General features: G+C 39.9%; 18 protein-coding genes. 5 read left to right on the plus strand and 13 right to left on the minus strand.

Going from position 1 to position 17,103, the window contains the following annotated elements; translation table 11 throughout:
* Window positions 1–231 precede the first annotated feature (231 nt).
* Window positions 232–1,284 (plus strand): Delta(5) desaturase DesA, encoded by a 1,053-nt coding sequence (gene desA / locus ACGLXV_RS14820; RefSeq protein WP_391559252.1) that lies wholly within the window; start codon window positions 232–234, stop codon window positions 1,282–1,284.
* Window positions 1,285–1,319: 35 nt separating this feature from the next.
* On the opposite strand, the gene ACGLXV_RS14825 is transcribed toward desA, so the two are convergent.
* The gene (locus ACGLXV_RS14825) at window positions 1,320–1,661 is read right to left on the minus strand and encodes a cupin domain-containing protein (protein WP_391559253.1); all 342 of its coding nucleotides are present in this window, start codon (window positions 1,659–1,661) and stop codon (window positions 1,320–1,322) included.
* Between the two features lie 151 nt (window positions 1,662–1,812).
* Between ACGLXV_RS14825 and ACGLXV_RS14830 the strand changes: the two genes are divergently transcribed.
* Window positions 1,813–2,799 carry a nuclease-related domain-containing protein gene (locus tag ACGLXV_RS14830; RefSeq protein WP_391559254.1) on the plus strand — a complete coding sequence of 329 codons (987 nt, stop codon included), beginning with the start codon at window positions 1,813–1,815 and terminating at the stop codon, window positions 2,797–2,799.
* Window positions 2,800–3,121: 322 nt separating this feature from the next.
* Here ACGLXV_RS14830 and ACGLXV_RS14835 read toward each other — a convergent pair whose 3' ends face one another.
* Window positions 3,122–4,243: an NAD(P)/FAD-dependent oxidoreductase gene (locus ACGLXV_RS14835; RefSeq protein WP_391559266.1), complete on the minus strand. Its 1,122-nt coding sequence runs from the start codon at window positions 4,241–4,243 to the stop codon at window positions 3,122–3,124.
* Window positions 4,244–4,449: 206 nt separating this feature from the next.
* Between ACGLXV_RS14835 and ACGLXV_RS14840 the strand changes: the two genes are divergently transcribed.
* Entirely contained in the window at window positions 4,450–5,646 is a 1,197-nt protein-coding gene (locus tag ACGLXV_RS14840; protein WP_391559255.1) for an MFS transporter, read from the plus strand.
* A gap of 16 nt (window positions 5,647–5,662) precedes the next feature.
* Here ACGLXV_RS14840 and ACGLXV_RS14845 read toward each other — a convergent pair whose 3' ends face one another.
* The 9 genes from ACGLXV_RS14845 to ACGLXV_RS14885 all read right to left on the minus strand — a co-directional run bounded on the left by ACGLXV_RS14845 (window position 5,663) and on the right by ACGLXV_RS14885 (window position 13,177).
* Window positions 5,663–5,965, minus strand: a complete 303-nt coding sequence (locus ACGLXV_RS14845; RefSeq protein ID WP_391559256.1) for a 4a-hydroxytetrahydrobiopterin dehydratase — start codon at window positions 5,963–5,965, stop codon at window positions 5,663–5,665.
* A gap of 6 nt (window positions 5,966–5,971) precedes the next feature.
* The gene (locus tag ACGLXV_RS14850; RefSeq protein WP_391559257.1) at window positions 5,972–6,568 is read right to left on the minus strand and encodes a class I SAM-dependent methyltransferase; all 597 of its coding nucleotides are present in this window, start codon (window positions 6,566–6,568) and stop codon (window positions 5,972–5,974) included.
* Window positions 6,565–7,887 carry a glycosyl hydrolase family 28-related protein gene (locus tag ACGLXV_RS14855; RefSeq protein WP_391559258.1) on the minus strand — a complete coding sequence of 441 codons (1,323 nt, stop codon included), beginning with the start codon at window positions 7,885–7,887 and terminating at the stop codon, window positions 6,565–6,567. Before ACGLXV_RS14855 ends, ACGLXV_RS14850 begins: the two co-directional genes overlap by 4 nt.
* Window positions 7,888–8,053: 166 nt before the next feature.
* A complete protein-coding gene (locus ACGLXV_RS14860; protein WP_391559259.1) occupies window positions 8,054–8,305 on the minus strand; it encodes a YueH family protein in 252 nt (83 codons plus the stop codon).
* A 106-nt stretch (window positions 8,306–8,411) separates the two neighbouring features.
* On the minus strand, window positions 8,412–10,289 hold the full coding sequence (htpG, locus tag ACGLXV_RS14865) for a molecular chaperone HtpG (protein WP_391559260.1): 1,878 nt from the start codon (window positions 10,287–10,289) through the stop codon (window positions 8,412–8,414).
* A gap of 213 nt (window positions 10,290–10,502) precedes the next feature.
* Window positions 10,503–11,186, minus strand: a complete 684-nt coding sequence (locus ACGLXV_RS14870; protein WP_391559261.1) for a hypothetical protein — start codon at window positions 11,184–11,186, stop codon at window positions 10,503–10,505.
* The gene (locus tag ACGLXV_RS14875; protein WP_391559262.1) at window positions 11,186–11,932 is read right to left on the minus strand and encodes a hypothetical protein; all 747 of its coding nucleotides are present in this window, start codon (window positions 11,930–11,932) and stop codon (window positions 11,186–11,188) included. The genes ACGLXV_RS14870 and ACGLXV_RS14875 overlap by 1 nt, the downstream gene beginning before the upstream one ends.
* Window positions 11,913–12,809 (minus strand): ATP-binding cassette domain-containing protein, encoded by an 897-nt coding sequence (locus ACGLXV_RS14880; protein ID WP_391559263.1) that lies wholly within the window; start codon window positions 12,807–12,809, stop codon window positions 11,913–11,915. Before ACGLXV_RS14880 ends, ACGLXV_RS14875 begins: the two co-directional genes overlap by 20 nt.
* The gene (locus ACGLXV_RS14885) at window positions 12,809–13,177 is read right to left on the minus strand and encodes a GntR family transcriptional regulator (RefSeq protein ID WP_205536675.1); all 369 of its coding nucleotides are present in this window, start codon (window positions 13,175–13,177) and stop codon (window positions 12,809–12,811) included. Before ACGLXV_RS14885 ends, ACGLXV_RS14880 begins: the two co-directional genes overlap by 1 nt.
* Before the next feature lie 196 nt (window positions 13,178–13,373).
* Here ACGLXV_RS14885 and ACGLXV_RS14890 point away from each other — a divergent pair, with 196 nt between their 5' ends.
* On the plus strand, window positions 13,374–13,862 hold the full coding sequence (locus ACGLXV_RS14890; RefSeq protein WP_391559264.1) for a hypothetical protein: 489 nt from the start codon (window positions 13,374–13,376) through the stop codon (window positions 13,860–13,862).
* A 230-nt stretch (window positions 13,863–14,092) separates the two neighbouring features.
* Here ACGLXV_RS14890 and ACGLXV_RS14895 read toward each other — a convergent pair whose 3' ends face one another.
* Window positions 14,093–14,311 carry a DUF2922 domain-containing protein gene (locus ACGLXV_RS14895; protein WP_119706638.1) on the minus strand — a complete coding sequence of 73 codons (219 nt, stop codon included), beginning with the start codon at window positions 14,309–14,311 and terminating at the stop codon, window positions 14,093–14,095.
* Between the two features lie 37 nt (window positions 14,312–14,348).
* Complete coding sequence (locus ACGLXV_RS14900) at window positions 14,349–14,570, minus strand: DUF1659 domain-containing protein (RefSeq protein ID WP_119706637.1); 222 nt, start codon at window positions 14,568–14,570, stop codon at window positions 14,349–14,351.
* Between the two features lie 333 nt (window positions 14,571–14,903).
* Here ACGLXV_RS14900 and ACGLXV_RS14905 point away from each other — a divergent pair, with 333 nt between their 5' ends.
* On the plus strand, window positions 14,904–16,976 hold the full coding sequence (locus ACGLXV_RS14905; protein WP_391559265.1) for a peptidoglycan D,D-transpeptidase FtsI family protein: 2,073 nt from the start codon (window positions 14,904–14,906) through the stop codon (window positions 16,974–16,976).
* Window positions 16,977–17,103 lie beyond the last annotated feature (127 nt).

Raw genomic sequence — 17,103 nt, forward strand, 5'->3', positions numbered from 1 at the left:
ATACAGACTAGTATATCTTGAAATAGGGAACGTATGTAAAAATATGCTCATGAAAAGCAATGTGTCTACATTTTTTCGAATTGTTTAAGGTTTTTCCAGTAATTTCTTTTAAAATTTTTCTTGAAACATGACATTTGTCATGTCCTACTCTATACATTTATGCCTTTTCATGACCTGCTCATAAACACTACAATTACAGTAGATAAATTTAAAACCTTGTAGGAGGCTTTTATGAGCAAGCAAAAAACAGCTGAATTAAGAAAAAGCGTAGTCCCTTTTGAAAAGTCAGATATAAGTAAAAGTATAAAACAAATGATTAACACATTCATTCCTTTCTTTGGTTTATGGTACTTAGCGTACGCGAGTCTTTCGGTTTCTTACTGGCTAACGTTGCCACTAGCTATTGTTGCTTCTGGATTTGTGATTCGAATCTTTATCATTTTCCATGATTGCTGCCACCAATCGTTCTTTAGAAATCGTAAGGCAAATGCATTAATCGGTAACATCAGTGGAATTATTACGATGTTTCCTTACGAACAATGGAAGAGAAGCCACAATATCCACCACGCAACAAGCGGAAACTTAGATAAGCGTGGCATTGGTGACATTTGGGTAATGACGGTTGAAGAATATTTAGCTGCTACACCAACTCAACGCCTTAAATACAGAATGTACCGTAACCCGTTTGTTATGTTCGTTCTAGGACCGATCTTCTTGTTCCTTGTGACCAATCGTATCAATGTGAAAGATGCAAAACGTAAAGAGCGTCTCAACACTTATTTCAACAATATTGCGATCGTTGTGTTGTATTCGTTTATGATTTGGTTAGTTGGCTGGAAAGCATTCCTTCTTGTCCAGGCGCCAATTCTATTTGTTGCTGGTGCATTAGGTATTTGGTTATTTTACGTACAACATCAATATGAAGACAGCTATTTTGAACACGAAGAAGAGTGGAACTATGTGAAGGCAGCTGTTGAAGGAAGTTCTTATTACAAGCTACCGAAGATCTTGCAATGGGTAACAGGAAACATCGGCTTTCACCATGTGCATCATCTAGCACCTAAGGTTCCTAACTATAATCTTGAAAAAGCACATGAATCTACACCACCATTACAAAAAGCAACAACCGTTACTCTAGGTACGAGCCTTGAGTCCATTCACTTCAAATTATTTGATGATGTAAATAAGCGATTTGTAAAATTCAAAGACATTCAGCATCTTCTTGAAGAAGGAAAAGCTGGCCTGCAATTAAGCGGAAAGCGCCCTACAGCTGAAGAGAAATAAAGAAGAAGGCTCACCTCGACAGGTGAGCCTTTTGGTTAGATTTCTTTTACATATCTTTCATCTGGAATCTTGTTTAGCATAACATACAAAGACGTATTGCCCTCACCATTCACGAAAGACATTTCCTCTTCCCCAGTAAAATGAATCACATCATGTTTGGATACAGCCAGGCTTTCTCCATCCACATGAAAGGTTCCTTCTCCCTCTACCACCTGAATAAACACATTTGTTCCAGGGTGTTTATGGGCTGGCAGTGCTTGATTTTTCGAAAAGTTTAATACAAATACCGTACTCTCCCCTTCTTTAAAAATCACTCTTTTCGTAAATTTCTCTTCATTATATTCGATAAAGGTAGATAAGCTTTGTCGTTGCATCATTATCAGGTCCTTTCCTTCTGTATGAATCAATCATATCTTTTTACATTCTATTTTGATGTGATTTGAATCAATCTTTTTGAGAAAACGGCAGAGGAAAATAGAGGGATTTTGTCGAAAGCTTAGATGATACTAATAGAAAGGAAGATGCCGATTGATTGTAAAAGAATTAACGGTTCCATTAAAGCTTCAAGCCGTACAGTGTTTAGAAAAAAGAATGTTGTCTACTCATCATCAGTATCCACAAATACTAGCTGACTTAGCCAAACGAAAAGCCGGCTATTATGGTGAACGATCTCTCTGTTATTATTTTCACCAACTTCCTCCAACCTCCTATCTCTTTCATAACCTTCGCCTCGAACAACATGAATCTATATTTGAGATGGATGTTCTCATCCTTTTTCCTACCTTTGCATTAATCATTGAAACCAAGAACATTATCGGAGAAATTCATTTTGACTCTCAATTCGGTCAACTTATTCGCACATGGAATGACAAAAAGGAAGCTTTCCCAGACCCAATAGCCCAAGCAAGTAGGCACCAATCTTTAATGGGAGATTGGCTCTTTCAACAACTAGGTTATAGCATCCCAGTGGAATACCTGATCGTTGTTAGTAATGCATCTACTATTATTAGTACCGATCCAGGGAAAGCTTATTTGTTTAAGCAAGTCATTCACGCAAATAAGCTCCCTCTACGGTTAACGGAGCTTCAGTCAAAATATAAAACGGAGATGATGGAAACCTCACAACTTAAGAAATTGAGCAGAAAACTATTAAAGGACCATAAAGAAGCCGAATACGATGTGTTAAAGAAATTCCAAATTCAAGCAGATGAACTTGTAAAAGGAGTTCAATGTCCTAGCTGTCAATTATTTAGGATGCAGCGTAAAAAAGGTCGCTGGACATGCAAGAACTGTGGCCATTCAGATCGCCTGGCACATCTTGAGGCGTTGCATGATTATTGGTTACTAATCTCCCCTACGATAACGAATGCAAAATGTCGTGATTTCCTTCAAATTGACTCTCCTTTTGTCGCAAGTCGCCTCTTAAAATCACTACATTTATCTGAAAGTGGAACCCTCAAAGGAAAAAAGTATCATTTTCCGAAAAATATGAAGCTCTCCCCTGAGAAAAAGTAAGGATTTTTGCGATCCTGAGAATTTATTTGCGATTCTCAGGATTTATTTGCGATCCTGAAACTTTATTTGCGATTCTCGGAATTTATTTGCGATCCTGAAATTTTATTTGCGGTTCTCGGAATTTATTTGCGATCCTGAAATTTTATTTGCGGTTCTCGGAATTTATTTGCAATCCTGAAATTTTATTTGCGATTCTCGGAATTTATTTGCGATCCCTGGGAACTTATTTGCGCGCCATGCATTTTATTTGCGATCCTGAGAACTTATTTGCGCGCCAAGCATCTTATTTGCGATTCCCAGAACTTATTTACGATGCTCAAACTTATCGATCCCCAATCGCACCCTCCACCGAATAGCGACTGACATCCAGCACGGTTTCTTCTCCAAGAGCGAGCTTTGCGAGCTCGGCACCCAAAAACGGGCCGCTCGTTAGGCCAGAGGCACCAAGTCCATTCGCGACTAAAACACCTTCCAGTCCAGGAACTGTCCCAATCACTGGTAGAAAGTCGGGGGTAAATGGACGAAAGCCCACTCTCGTTTCAACTACCGTCGCTTCCTCTAAGCCCGGAAACACCTCTAATGCTTTACCGATAATTTCATTTAATCCACCAGCAGTGACTCTCGTATCAAATTCTTTATGGTCTTCATGCGTCGACCCAACTACGACGTGACCATCTTCAAACGTTAATAAGTACTGATTATTCGGAGGCATGACTACGGGCCATTCGGAGGTGTCCACACCCGGTAATTCTAAATGACAAATCTGCGCTTTTTGACCCGAAACTTGAAAATTCACTCCAACAGGCTCCAACACCTCACGGGCCCAAGCTCCTGTCGTGACAAGCACTTCATCAGCCTCTAACCGCTCCCCATCAACAACCACGCCACTCACACAGTTTTCCTCACATACGAGTGAAGCATTCCCACGAACGTATTCCGTACCGAGCTGAACCGCAGCCTTTACTAATGCATCACGTATGAGCCTTCCGTCTACCCTTGCTCCGCCGGAAACATAAACCGCTCCATATCCTTCTGCCACGAGAGGAAACAGCTCTTTTGTTTCTTCATAAGTTAGGATTTTCACCTCACCGATTTCCGGTACATCCTCTCTCCGTTTGATGGCCCTATCTGCCATTTGTTTCAGTTTTTCCTCATTTGTATGAAGGCTTAAGGCTCCAACTTTTCGATATCCCGTATTACCTACTCCATAAGAGGACAATTTTTCGACTAAATCAGGGTAATAACGCGCCCCTTGCTTCACTAACTCATACCATGCCTTATTTCGTCTTTGCGAAATCCATGGGCAAATAATTCCCGCGGCCGCGTTCGTTGCTTGTCCTACCTCGGCGCGGTCAACAAGGATCACTTTTACTCCTTTTGACGCTAAGTGAAAAGCAGCCGAAGCACCTAATATTCCTGATCCTAGTACAATCATTCTTCCCATCATGAACACCTATTTCCTATAGTAATAACATTAATATTACTAAACGTTCTTTATCAGCTCAAATCCTGTGTAACTCAAAAGAATAGTAAATCGAAAAGTCATTGTCTATAATAGATTTATCACCATTTTTTTGTAAAATCGCATATATATTTAGGTTAACGAAATAATTATAGAAACGGGATATTCCCGAATGGGAGTGGATGGTTATGAGCACACCTCTTGCGGAAAAAGCTCCACCTTCAGAAAAAGGTAAAGAGAAGATATGGACTCGAGACTTTATTCTAATTTGCTTATCAAACTTTTTTGTTTTCCTCGGCTTTCAAATGACTTTGCCCACTATTCCATTATTTGTAGAGAACCTCGGTGGAAATGACCAGCTGATCGGAGTGGTTGTGGGAATCTTCACTTTCTCCGCCCTATTAATTCGACCTTACGCCGGGCATGCACTAGAAAGTAAAGGGCGCCGATTTATTTATCTTGTTGGATTAGGAATTTTTGTCTTCTCCACTGGAGCTTTCGGTATTGCTGGAGGTCTTGTTTTCCTATTTATTTTAAGAATTATTCAAGGGGTAGGTTGGGGACTTTCCACGACTGCTTCAGGTACGATTGCGACCGACCTGATTCCACCAAAACGGCGCGGGGAAGGAATGGGATATTACGGGCTATCGGGTAACTTAGCTCTTGCCATGGGTCCAACCCTCGGACTTGCGCTTGTAGGTTATCTTAGCTTTACTCAACTCTTCTTGATTTGCGGCGTACTCGGTGCAGTTGCTATCGCCTTATCTTCTCGTATACGATTTAAGCCCGTAGAACCTGGAACTACAACCAATCATAAAAAGCTCGACCTTTACGAAAAGACGGCCTTGCCCCCTTCGATATTGCTTCTGTTTATCACTGTTACGTTTGGTGGAATCGCTTCATTCCTCCCTTTATATACAGTAAAAAAGGGGATTGAAGGAATTGAATGGTACTTTCTTCTTTATGCCATTGCTCTTCTCATCTCAAGAACCTTTGCTGGAAAGCTCTATGATCAAAAAGGACATCGCTTTGTATTCCCTGCTGGTTCCATCATGATTATGGCAGCCATGATCCTGCTTGCCTGGGTTCCGAATAGCGCGATCCTCTATTTAGCAGCCATTATTTATGGGTTAGGCTTTGGGACCGTACAACCAGCTCTTCAAGCATGGAGTGTTCAAAATTCACCTATTAGCAGGCGTGGGATGGCAAATGCTACCTTTTTCTCCTTCTTCGATTTAGGCGTGGGAATGGGTGCGATCGTGTTCGGACAAATCGCTTTCTATTTAGACTATCATAGCATCTACATAGCATCAGCTATTTCTGTCTTTATTGCGATACTGCTTTATTACACCGTATTTGGAAGAGAAAAGGCGAGAGCGCAATAAGCACTCCCGCCTTTTCTTATTCCACAAATTGATCGTAAATCTCATCAAAGACTCTTGCCATTTCCATATCCAGCGAAGTAAGACCTCCTGCATTCCACGAGCTAAGTTTAATCGTTACTACTTTATAATCAATCGAGATGAACGGATGGTGATTACGCTGTTCCGCATAATTTGCTAGCTCACTCACAAAGGAAACACCTGTTAAATAATTTAGAAATCGATATCTTTTGCTTATCCATTTACCCTCGTCCCATTTCCAGCCAGGCAAATTTTCCACATATGTAATGATTTCTTGTTCAAGCAATTTCTCCACATTCATTCCCCCTTAAAAAGCTAAACCATAAATAGAAAATCTTTCAAACGGATTTCCTTGTGAACAAATGACTTCAGATTTCAGCTGAAACATGCCCATGCTTTCTAAAAAGTCGATATACTCTTCACTTGCATAGTACAAAATCAGCTTTATTTCTCGATAATTCTCCTCAACCGATTGAAGGATACGATGAATTATATTCCGAAAAATATGAATAGAGAACGGGTTAAAAAAGTAAAAAGTATTATCCTGTTCGTGGATCGGATATTCCTCTGCAAAACCGAAGAAAAAGTGAATAGGATTTTCTGAGCCATACTTTTTCCGATAATGTTCTCTATTTTCCATAGCAAGCTGATAATACTCCTCATTCATTTCTACTCCAGTTACCGTTGCTCCTGTATGGTGATAAAGAAAGAAATTCAGCCTTCCTTTTCCACAACCAAAGTCAACGATACGGTCAGATGGTTTGAACTCATGCTCACTGATTAACTGTTGAAGATGCAAATATGGGGTAGCTTCATAACGGTGAAATTGCAATGACTTGTAAAAATTGAGTTGATCACCCGTTGTGACGATATGTAAGCTCTTATCAATATCCTGTTCTCTCATGTTAGCTCCTCTGGCACGTGAAATTTCCCTTTAATTCCACCTGCATGATAAAAACCGTCTATATAGATTTTATTAAGTAGAATCTGTTTTGCTCGATATTGAATCGCTATGACAGGATGCCCTTCAAAATCATAGGTCGAGTCTCCAAGCACAGTAAACTGGTTCACCACCACATGACGGTATGCGGATATCACCATCGCTCTTGGAGTTGACACTTCATACAATGAAGTAAAGATAGGAGCCATAGCAACCAAATTCATGGCTTTTATGTTATAGGCCGTTTTTGACTCTGGGTCATCCCCTTTATGATGACCGATATGCCGAAAGTTGAAGGCACGATTATCATGAACCGACAGATGTCCAATAATGGTGACATTGGAAGCAGCAGAAGCATTGTGATGAGCCTTGATTTCCACTCCACCAAAGCATCTAGTTGTTGAATTGTTCGCAAGCCACACGTATCTGGAGCCATCATCTATTTCAATGCCATTTGAATTAGAATAGCCAGGTTCATGAGCTCTTCCACTCGGATCACACATATGCGATTTCGATATAAATATATAATCACTATGATGAGTGGTAATCCCGTCATCTCCAAATCCGTATCCGTTTAATTCATCAAGCCAGATATACTGACTTCTCCCCGGACCTATGAATCCATCCTTTATGTAATAGTAGAGAGTGGAAGAAACGTCAAAAGCATGCAACCCTGCATGAATCGCTTCTACCTTTCTTACCCATCCATACTTCACATGGGCAAATGTTAAGCAACTCGATCGATTGTTTCCACTCGCCGTTCTTTCATCGCTCGCTAGTCGTTTGACATTCCAATCGAGGGTCATCCCTTCCACATAAATATGGTGATTCCCACTTATATGATGCTTATTGGTGATAAGAATGGCGGATTTTAGGGCATCATGATGGAGTTTAATGATTGTTTTTCCCTTTCCTGCCCCAACAAGGATCGTGTTGGAGGGAAGTTTGATTCCTTTTGTGACAAATACACCTTCAGGAATAATGATCTTACAATTGCCTCGTCCGATTGCTTTTCGAAAAGCATTTGTATTGTCTGTAACCCCATCACCAACTGCCCCAAAGTCGACCACATTTCTTTCGATCTTTATTTCACTTTGAAGTTTGTGTAATTCAACTTCTAGATCTGGAAGCCATGAGGGGAGAGGCTCCCCCTTTTCTGTTATGATGGTTCTCATTTCATTTATTGAAGGATTAGGATGGACGGCAACTTTTTGAAAAAGAGCGTCAGTCTCTTCAAGTAATTGACCCAAATGGGTTGAGTATCTAGACCAACGCTGAATCAACTCATGGTTTTGCTCTGGATTATGATGTTTTGTTAGGTGAAGCAGAACCTGTCACCTCCAGGTGAAGATAGTTATATCTTCATAGTAGTACACCACTTTATACAATAACAAGGATTGGGTGTAATATTTGGGGATTGATTGGGAGATTTTCTTACAAAGGCATTTCTTATTTTTTAAAGAACTGCCTTTCTAACAATTTAACAATGTCCTTCGCTAAACTTTCTGCATTTCCTTCAAATAATTGAAACATTAATGATTGCAAAATATGTTGGAAGTGACTATCCTTTGACCCATGTGCCGGTAAAAAGATAGACCAGTGTATTTCAGGTATCGCCACAATAAATCCGTCGGTATTTAGTTTGTTCATATATACATCTGTCACTTTTTCAGAAGAGTGAATAGGCAATTGAAAAATCATCCTTTATTTCCACCTTTCTCCACCTTTTCTATATATTTAGTGATTGGATGCATTTTTTTGAGGGTAATAAGAAAAGAGCACTCATATATTGAGTGCCCTCCCTTGCTTACACCATAATTTTGCAAATATCGTTTGTAAATTCTACTGGATCTTCAATTGGTAACCCCTCAATGAGTAATGCCTGATTGTAAAGGAGCCCTGTAAACAAGGTGAGCTTGTCCTTGTCATTAGCAAATGCATCCTTTAAAGAAGCAAATACTTCGTGGTTCACGTTGATCTCTAGCACTTTGTCTGCTTTGACATTTTGGCTATTTGGCATCGCTTGGAGCACTTTCTCCATCTCAATAGAAACGTCTCCTTCAGTTGTTAAACAAACAGGATGTGACTTTAGACGCTTGGATACACGTACCGCCTTTACCTTTTCTCCAAGGGCCGTTTTCATGTATTCAAACAGTTCTTGGTTCTCCGTTTGTTCTGCCGTCTCTTTTTCATCTGCTTGCTCTTCAATCCCTAAATCACCACTAGAGACTGACTTGAATTCTTTTTCCTTATAATTCATAACCATACGAATCGCAAACTCATCAATGTCGTCTGTGAAATAAAGGATTTCATAGCCTTTATCCGCCACAAGTTCAGTCTGAGGTAGCTTTTCAATGCGCTCCACTGACTCACCTGATGCATAGTAAATATACTTTTGATCCTCAGGCATTCTTGAAACATACTCATCTAACGTAACAAGCTTCTTTTCCTTAGATGAATAGAACATGAGGAGATCCTGAAGCGTCTCTTTATTGCTTCCAAAATCGCTATAAACGCCAAACTTTAATTGACGGCCAAAGGATTGGAAAAATGCCTCGTACTTTTCGCGGTCATCCTTCAACAAGCTTTGTAGTTGACCTTTGATTTTGTTTTTAATATTTTTCGCAATTAGTTTTAATTGACGATCATGCTGTAACATCTCTCTTGAGATATTGAGGGATAAATCTTCTGAATCAACCATCCCTTTAACAAAGCTGAAATAGTCCGGTAATAGATCTCCACATTTATTCATGATAAGAACACCGTTTGAATAAAGCTCCAGCCCTTTTTCATACTCCTGGGTGTAATAATCAAATGGAATTTTTTCAGGAATATATAACACCGCATTATAACGAACCGCACCATCTACGCTGATGTGAATATGCTTTAATGGTTTATCAAAGCCGTAATGTTTTTCAGCGTAAAAGTTTTCGTAGTCCTCTGTTGTTAATTCGTTTTTGTTCTTTCTCCAGATTGGCACCATGCTATTAATGGTTTGCTCTTCTGAATAATCCTCGTATTCCGATTCACTACCTTCTTTTAAACGTCTGCTCGTGGTATCCATTTTAATCGGGTAACGAATGAAGTCTGAGTATTTTTTAACAATTGATTTGAGACGATATTCTTCTAAAAATTCATCATAGTTATCGTCTTCTGTATTTTGCTTAATGGTAAGGATGATTTCCGTTCCCACTTCACTTTTTTCATACGGCTCAATCGTATAACCATCCGCACCTTGCGATTCCCACTTATAGGCCGTGTCGCTTCCTAGTGATTTGGTGATCACCGTTACCACGTCTGCCACCATGAATGCCGAATAAAACCCAACGCCAAATTGCCCGATGATGTCGTGACCATCCTTTAGCTCATTTTCAGATTTAAAGGCAAGTGAGCCACTTTTAGCGATGACCCCAAGATTGTTTTCAAGCTCTTCCTTGGTCATCCCAATTCCGGTATCCGTAATCGTTAATCTTCTGCTCTCTTTATCAGCAGCAATTTTTATAAAATAGTTGTCTTTGTCAAAAGTGATGTTTTCGTCTGTTAAGGCACGATAATAAATTTTATCAATCGCATCACTTGCGTTTGATAACAACTCACGTAGAAAAATTTCTCGATGTGTGTAAATGGAGTGAATCATCATGTCTAACAATCTCTTTGACTCTGCTTGGAATTGCTTCTTTTCCATTCAAAAATCCCCTCTCATCAATATATGTAATTCCTTTAGCACTCTACCACATAGAGTGCTAATCACTAATTAAATATCACACAAAAGCGCCCCCTGTCAACCATTTCGGTGTCAGACACCGTCCGTGGACAAAAAGGGGCATTTTGTCAACGAGGGGTGTCTGTCACCGCTCGTGGACACTCGGGGCCGATTTGTACGCCTGAGGTGGACACTTTAGTTGACGTAAAGTGCTTGGCCTTCTATTTTCAACCCTTTAGGAGCTTTTATATACAGCACATCCATTCCCATGTTGCCGTACGAGCTATTTTGAAACAAATCAACCTTTTCTGCAGAGAATTGTTGAAACGGGAACCCACTTGATATCTCAGCTAATTTTACCGATATTTGAGAGGGATTCTTGATTTCAAGTTCATTGCCTTGCATCTCTATTTGAACTTCGCCTCGTTTTTCCGTAAGATCCATCCCGTTCACAATGGTTTTTCCCGCATAATGAGTAATCTGAATTTCTCCCCCCATATCTGGGCTTTTCTCTATAAACACTTGAACGGAATAATCATTAATAGGTGTAATACCAAGCTCGTCACTTGTAAGTGGAAAAGTCCATTTCTCCACAACATCTAATCCGTTCTCCTCTTCAAAGGTACCTCTAAATGCCTCATTCATCACTTGATCCTGAAGCTTCATACTCTGTTCCACTTCTTCTTCAGACATCATTTTGATGGAAGTGCTATTCATAGGCAGAAGCAAAGAAGCAACAGCGAGCAGAATCAGCAAACCTACGTAACCAAGTAGCAGTAATCTAGTAGTTTTCATTCCAATCCATGCCTTTTTCTTCGATTTAGACAGTTGAGAAACCACTGCAGCAATAACTAAGATTAGTAGAATAATGGCTACCATTACACCCCCACCTCCAAACGATTACCTAACATGCAGGCTCCTAGAAAAAATAGTACAGAAGTGATGACACTCTTAACCGTAAATAGAAGAAACGAAGCCTCAAGTACATAAAATCTCCCTATATCTACTAATAATGCCCCTTCTCCCCCTAAGTACGCTTGGATTGAAATGACCCCAATCAAAAACACAGGAAGTAAAAACGCGACGATTTTATTCGTTTGAGCAAGCATTCCAATAAAATAACCAATGCTCGCGAACAATAGAATATATAGGAAAAATCCTACTAATCCCTTACATACATCTATCGCCGAAAGCTGATCGACCGCAACGGAAGGTGTTTTCAAAACCTGTGTAACCAGTAACCTTAAAACATAAGTTGTTAAAAGCCCTGTTATGGCAGCAATCACACTTGCTGTCGCGAGAAACAATGCATTCGCATAATGGCTTACCTGTCGTGTCGTTACAAAATTGAAGTCATCATATCTATGCTGCTTTGTGGTCAATGAGATTCCATTTGAGAAAGCCCACATCAAAGTAAAAATAGCAACCAAACTACCACTATAGGTTCTCACATCGTAACTAAAGGTACCGGCACTACCTCCCATTGAGCCCGTTCCACTAATCGAAAATAATACCCCAAGCACTTGGATAAACATAAGAGAGGTAAACACCCCTAAATAGGCCTGCAGCTTATAGCGATACTGTTTGAAAATAACGTCTCGAACATTACTCTCTGTCAAATACATGATCAATCCCTCCCTTAGACTTGCTCGTTATATACATGCATAAATCACTAACGGAAACAGGTGACAGCTCAAGCCCTAGCAACTTTGCTTGTTGCTGTAATTCTTCCCCACGCTTCACTACAACATAGCTCTGATCAATCCCAACTGCTTGTTGAAAAATAACCTCATCATTTATCAATAACTCTTCCACTATGGAAGTTCTTCCGGTAATACCAACCGCGTATTCTTTCAAATCTTCCACACTTTCATGAAGATGAACGGCCCCTTCTTTTATCAGTAAAAGCTCCTCAAAAAGTTCCTCCATCTCATTTAACAGGTGACTTGATATGACGATCATCCGTGGAAAGGCTAAATAATCTTTTAAAATAGCTCGGTAAAAATCCTTTCGAACAGCCGCATCCATTCCTGTGGTTGGTTCATCAAATAAGGTTAGTGGTGCTCTGGTTGACAGTCCCATAATCGTGTTGAACGTGCTTCTCATCCCTTTTGAGAGACTGGCATGGTAGGAATGTGGCGATATAGAAAAGTAATCTAAAAGTCGGTAGGCTAAATCTCGATTCCAGTTTGGATAGAAGCTTTCGGCTGCCTTTAGAACTTCTCCTAAAGTGAGGGCTGGATTAAAGGTAACTTCATCACTCATAAAAATAGAGTTAGCAGAAACTTTTAAGCTATTAAATGGATTTTCCGAAAAAACGTTGATCTCCCCAGATGTTTTTTCAAGAAAGCCTGCCATCAGTTTTAATAGAGTGGACTTACCAGCTCCGTTTCGACCAATCAAGCCTATGATCTTTTCACCCTCTAGAGAAAAAGAAACACTTCTTAAAGCTTGATTCCTTCCATATGTTTTTGACAGGTTCTTGCATGCAACGATATTCATTACTCCTCCCCCTCCTTTTGAATCATCTCCATTAGTTCTTCCTTACTTACTCCTAATTGACGGGCTTCTCTAACCGTTTCTTCAATTAGCTCCTTCAGTTTGGTGTTGGTTCGTTTTGTGAGGATGATCTTCTTTGCATCTGCAGCCACAAACATTCCAAGCCCTCTCCTTTTGTACAAAATGTCTTCATCCGCTAACAAATTCAACCCTTTTGCCGCCGTAGCAGGATTGATGTTGAACATTTCCGCCAGCTGATATTGAGAGTAAATCTTTTCGTCAGGTCGAATGGAGTCCCTTAATATCTCCCCTTCTAGATACTCTGCAATTTGTACATAGATAGGCTTCATACTATTTGAGTTTAAGATCATATTCCTCACCTCCTATATTCATATGGTATGTTAGTACATTACTGATGTAATGTACTATATATAATAAAAATGGAAAAATCAAGCATATATTAATGAAATTTAACAATTTGTAACTTTATTCATTTTTTATTTTTACCGTCCATATAATGTAATGAATGTATTCGAACTAGAAAAATGACAGCTTGGAGGAGACCGCATGAACGAGTTTCTCGAAACAATGCAGCGAAAGCTTGGGGAATTAAAAGATCAATCATGGACGGTGGAAAGCCTGCTCGATAAAATCGCTACTGGTACACCTATTCGTATGTCAGAAGAGCTCGTCAACCGCCTGCTACATCTTCAGCCATTAGAAGGAACCTCCAATTTACAATGTTCGTTTGTAGGAGAACATCTGGTCTTAACAGGAAATACAAAGGTGATGCTCGTACCTGTTCCATTCCGACTTGAACTGAAACCTATTATGGCAAAAGGAAGACGGATACAGTTTGAGGTAGTCGACTTAAAGCCCAGTCTAAAAGAATCCATGAAAAAGAAACTCTTAAAGGATGCGGATGGGGTAACGTACGAGGATAACAAGCTCACCATTAACTTTAATGACATTGAAGTCGTTCGAGACATACCGTTCGGAAAATTAGCTGGTGTAAGAATTAAAGACAAAGTACTTTGGTGTAAAATTGTTATGTAATAAGAAAAGCGCAAGCGCCCGTCTAGCAACGTATGGACTGGAGAGATTCGACTGAGATAAAGGAAACACGGAGAGTACAAGCGATTCGATGTTGACTTATCGTAGGGAGAAGATCGAAGTACACTAGTTGCTGGGCGCTGAAGCTGGACAATTTTCAAAGTGCAAATTTATATACTTTCTTATCTTCCAAAAAAAGAGAGTCGGTCAATTTCAACCGACTCTCTCTTATTTTATGCTAGTTCATAAGGTGTCACATTTCTCTCAATTACTCTAATGCCTTTAGGGGAAACGAGCTGTCCCTTCGCACTATAAAATGCATTGGAAGCAACAATTTGATCCATCGCAACCTTAACAGCAGCCGCATCAACAGGTTCCTTTGGAGATTCCATACTAATGGTTGTTGTTTCACCTGTTTCTGTTATGAATTGTAATTCTAATGTTTTGGCCAATTTACTCACCTCCTAATGATTAATCACTCATCTTCACTTACGCGTTTACCAACTCAAAATTGTCAGCTCGTTCAATATTCACTACTGGTAGTGAACAAAGACTTGCTAATGCTTGACCCGCTTGAAAAAGTTGGTCCGCCGTAGCCTCCTTACGCACATTACTAAATGTCTTCGTTTTAATAATTACTTCTCCTTTTGAGTTCAATCCATTTTCAAACAATACTTTAAGCTTTGTATCCATGATCATCGCCTGTGCCATCTCTATCACCTCCTCTCACCTTCTATATAGAAAGAAAAGAGGCATTTGGACAGGTTATTTATAAATTTTTTATTTATCCTCAGGTTTTGTTCTGGATATAGCCCATTACTGTGGATAATGTGTATAACTTCATGTGTAAATTGTGGATAATGTGGATTATTTAAGTTGTATACAGCTTATTAACAGCATTTTCACAATAGTAATCCACATCTTGTGAATAACCTGTTAATTAGTCAAAAAATTGAAACTTTATTGTTATTAAGAACGTCATAGATTATGATAAAAATAGAAATATATACCAATAGAGTCGTTCCCTTCTAAGGAGTGAAGTTCATGAAGAAAAAAGCCAGCAAACGGAGGCACGTTCCCTTACGAGTAAACCTCCTATTTTTTATTGTCTTTGTCTTATTCGTCATCCTAATTGTGCGCTTAGGCACCGTGCAAATGGTTCAGGGAGTATCCTACAAGGAAGAACTCGAAAGGACCAATGAAATCGTTGTAAGCCAACCTGTTCCACGCGGAAAAATGTACGACCGAAACGGAAAGATAGTAGTAGATAATATTGCTCAAAACGCGATTACATACACAAACTGGGGAGCCAGTCAGGAGGAAATGTTAAAAACAGCAGAAAACCTCTCCGAACTCATCAAAATGGATACAAAGAAAGTGAGAGATCGTGACAAAAAGGATTATTGGATCCTAAAAAATCCTTTATTGGTTAAAGAGAAAATATCCAAATCCGAAGAAGAGGCAATGAGAGATTCAACAGACAGTGAAAAAGAGTTTAACAAAAAATATTATGACACTTTACTTGAAAGGATCACTGCTGAAGATCTAGCCTCCTTAAAAGAGAAAGATATGCAGGTCATTGCCATTTACCGTGAATTTGCAAGTGGTTATGAGTATACCCCTCATCTCGTAAAAAACGTTGGTGTAACAGATGAGGAATTCTCAAAGGTTAGTGAAAATCTCAACTTTTTACCTGGGGTAGACACGGTTACAGACTGGGAGCGAACGTATTCATTCGAAAACACCTTAAAAACGATATTAGGAAAAACAACTACTAGTGAAGAAGGGATACCAGCAGAACAGCTAGATTACTATCTCTCTCGTGGCTATAGTAGAAATGATCGTGTCGGAAAAAGCTATCTGGAATATCAATATGAAGATGTTCTGCGCGGAAATAAATCCAAAATAAAATACTTAAAAGACAAAGCAGGAAATATTGTAGGAACGGTCCCCGTATCCGATGGAACGCGCGGCAAGGACCTCATACTGACCATCGATATGGACTTACAGCTCGCGGTTGAAAAAATTCTTGAAGAAGAGCTTCTCGCTACCAAACGGGGATTTGGTGGAACAAAGTTTCTTGACCGTGCCTTTGTTGTTTTAATGGATCCAAATACCGGTGAAATCCTAACAATGGCTGGAAAGCTTTTAGCTAGAAGCGAAGAAACAGGAAATCTAGAAGTCCAGGACTTCGCACTTGGCAATATTACTACCTCCTATAATGTCGGCTCCTCCGTGAAGGGAGCAACCGTGCTTACGGGATACCAAACGGGCGCTATTTCTCCAGGAACTCCCCTTTATGACGGACCCCTTTCCATTAAAGGGACACCCGTGAAAAAATCTTGGAGAAATATGGGCTCGATTAATGACTTGTATGCATTAGAGCAATCCTCTAACGTGTATATGTTCCGTACCGCTATAAAAATCGGTGGCGGACAGTATGTACCAAATGCACCATTAAGTTTAGCTCCAGATACTTTTTCAAAAATAAGAGATTCCTTTGCTCAATTTGGCTTAGGTGCAAAAACAGGAATTGACCTTCCAAATGAAATGACCGGCTTTAAAGGACCTTCTACATTACCAGGTTTTGCACTTGATTTAGTCATTGGACAATACGATACGTACACAACCATGCAGCTTGCCCAATATGCTGCCACGATTGCTAATGGAGGCTATCGCATCCAGCCTCATATTGTAAAAGAAATCCGTGAGCCTGGTACGACTAATGATAAGCTTGGTCCCGTTTACAAAGAAATACAACCCAATATATTAAATCGTGTGAGCATGAAGGATGAATGGATTGAACGAGTTCAAACGGGTTTCCGCAGAGTTATGACCTCCGGAACAGGAGCAAAAGCCTTTGGTTCCGCACCTTACAGCCCTGCTGGAAAAACAGGTACCGCACAATCCTTCTACGACGGACCGGAACGTGATCAGTACCCTAAAAATGCACCACCTGAAGTGATGAATGTGAGCTTAATCAGCTACGCCCCATCTAGTAACCCCGAGGTAGCAATGGCCGTCATTGTTCCATGGGTATACACCGGAGACACAGGCCCCTCCCCGAACTTAACCATCGGGCGAAAAGTACTAGATACGTATTTTCAGATGAAATAGAATGAACTCCCGCAAATTGTGGCGGGAGTTTTTTCATTTAGAGGGGAGTTTTGACCCTTCGCAACGAATTATCGATGGTTTTAGATGGATTTTTAATAGATTGATTGTGATTCTGGAGATTTATTTG

Source organism: Robertmurraya sp. (assembly GCF_036676585.1).
GTDB lineage: Bacteria > Bacillota > Bacilli > Bacillales > Cytobacillaceae > Robertmurraya_A.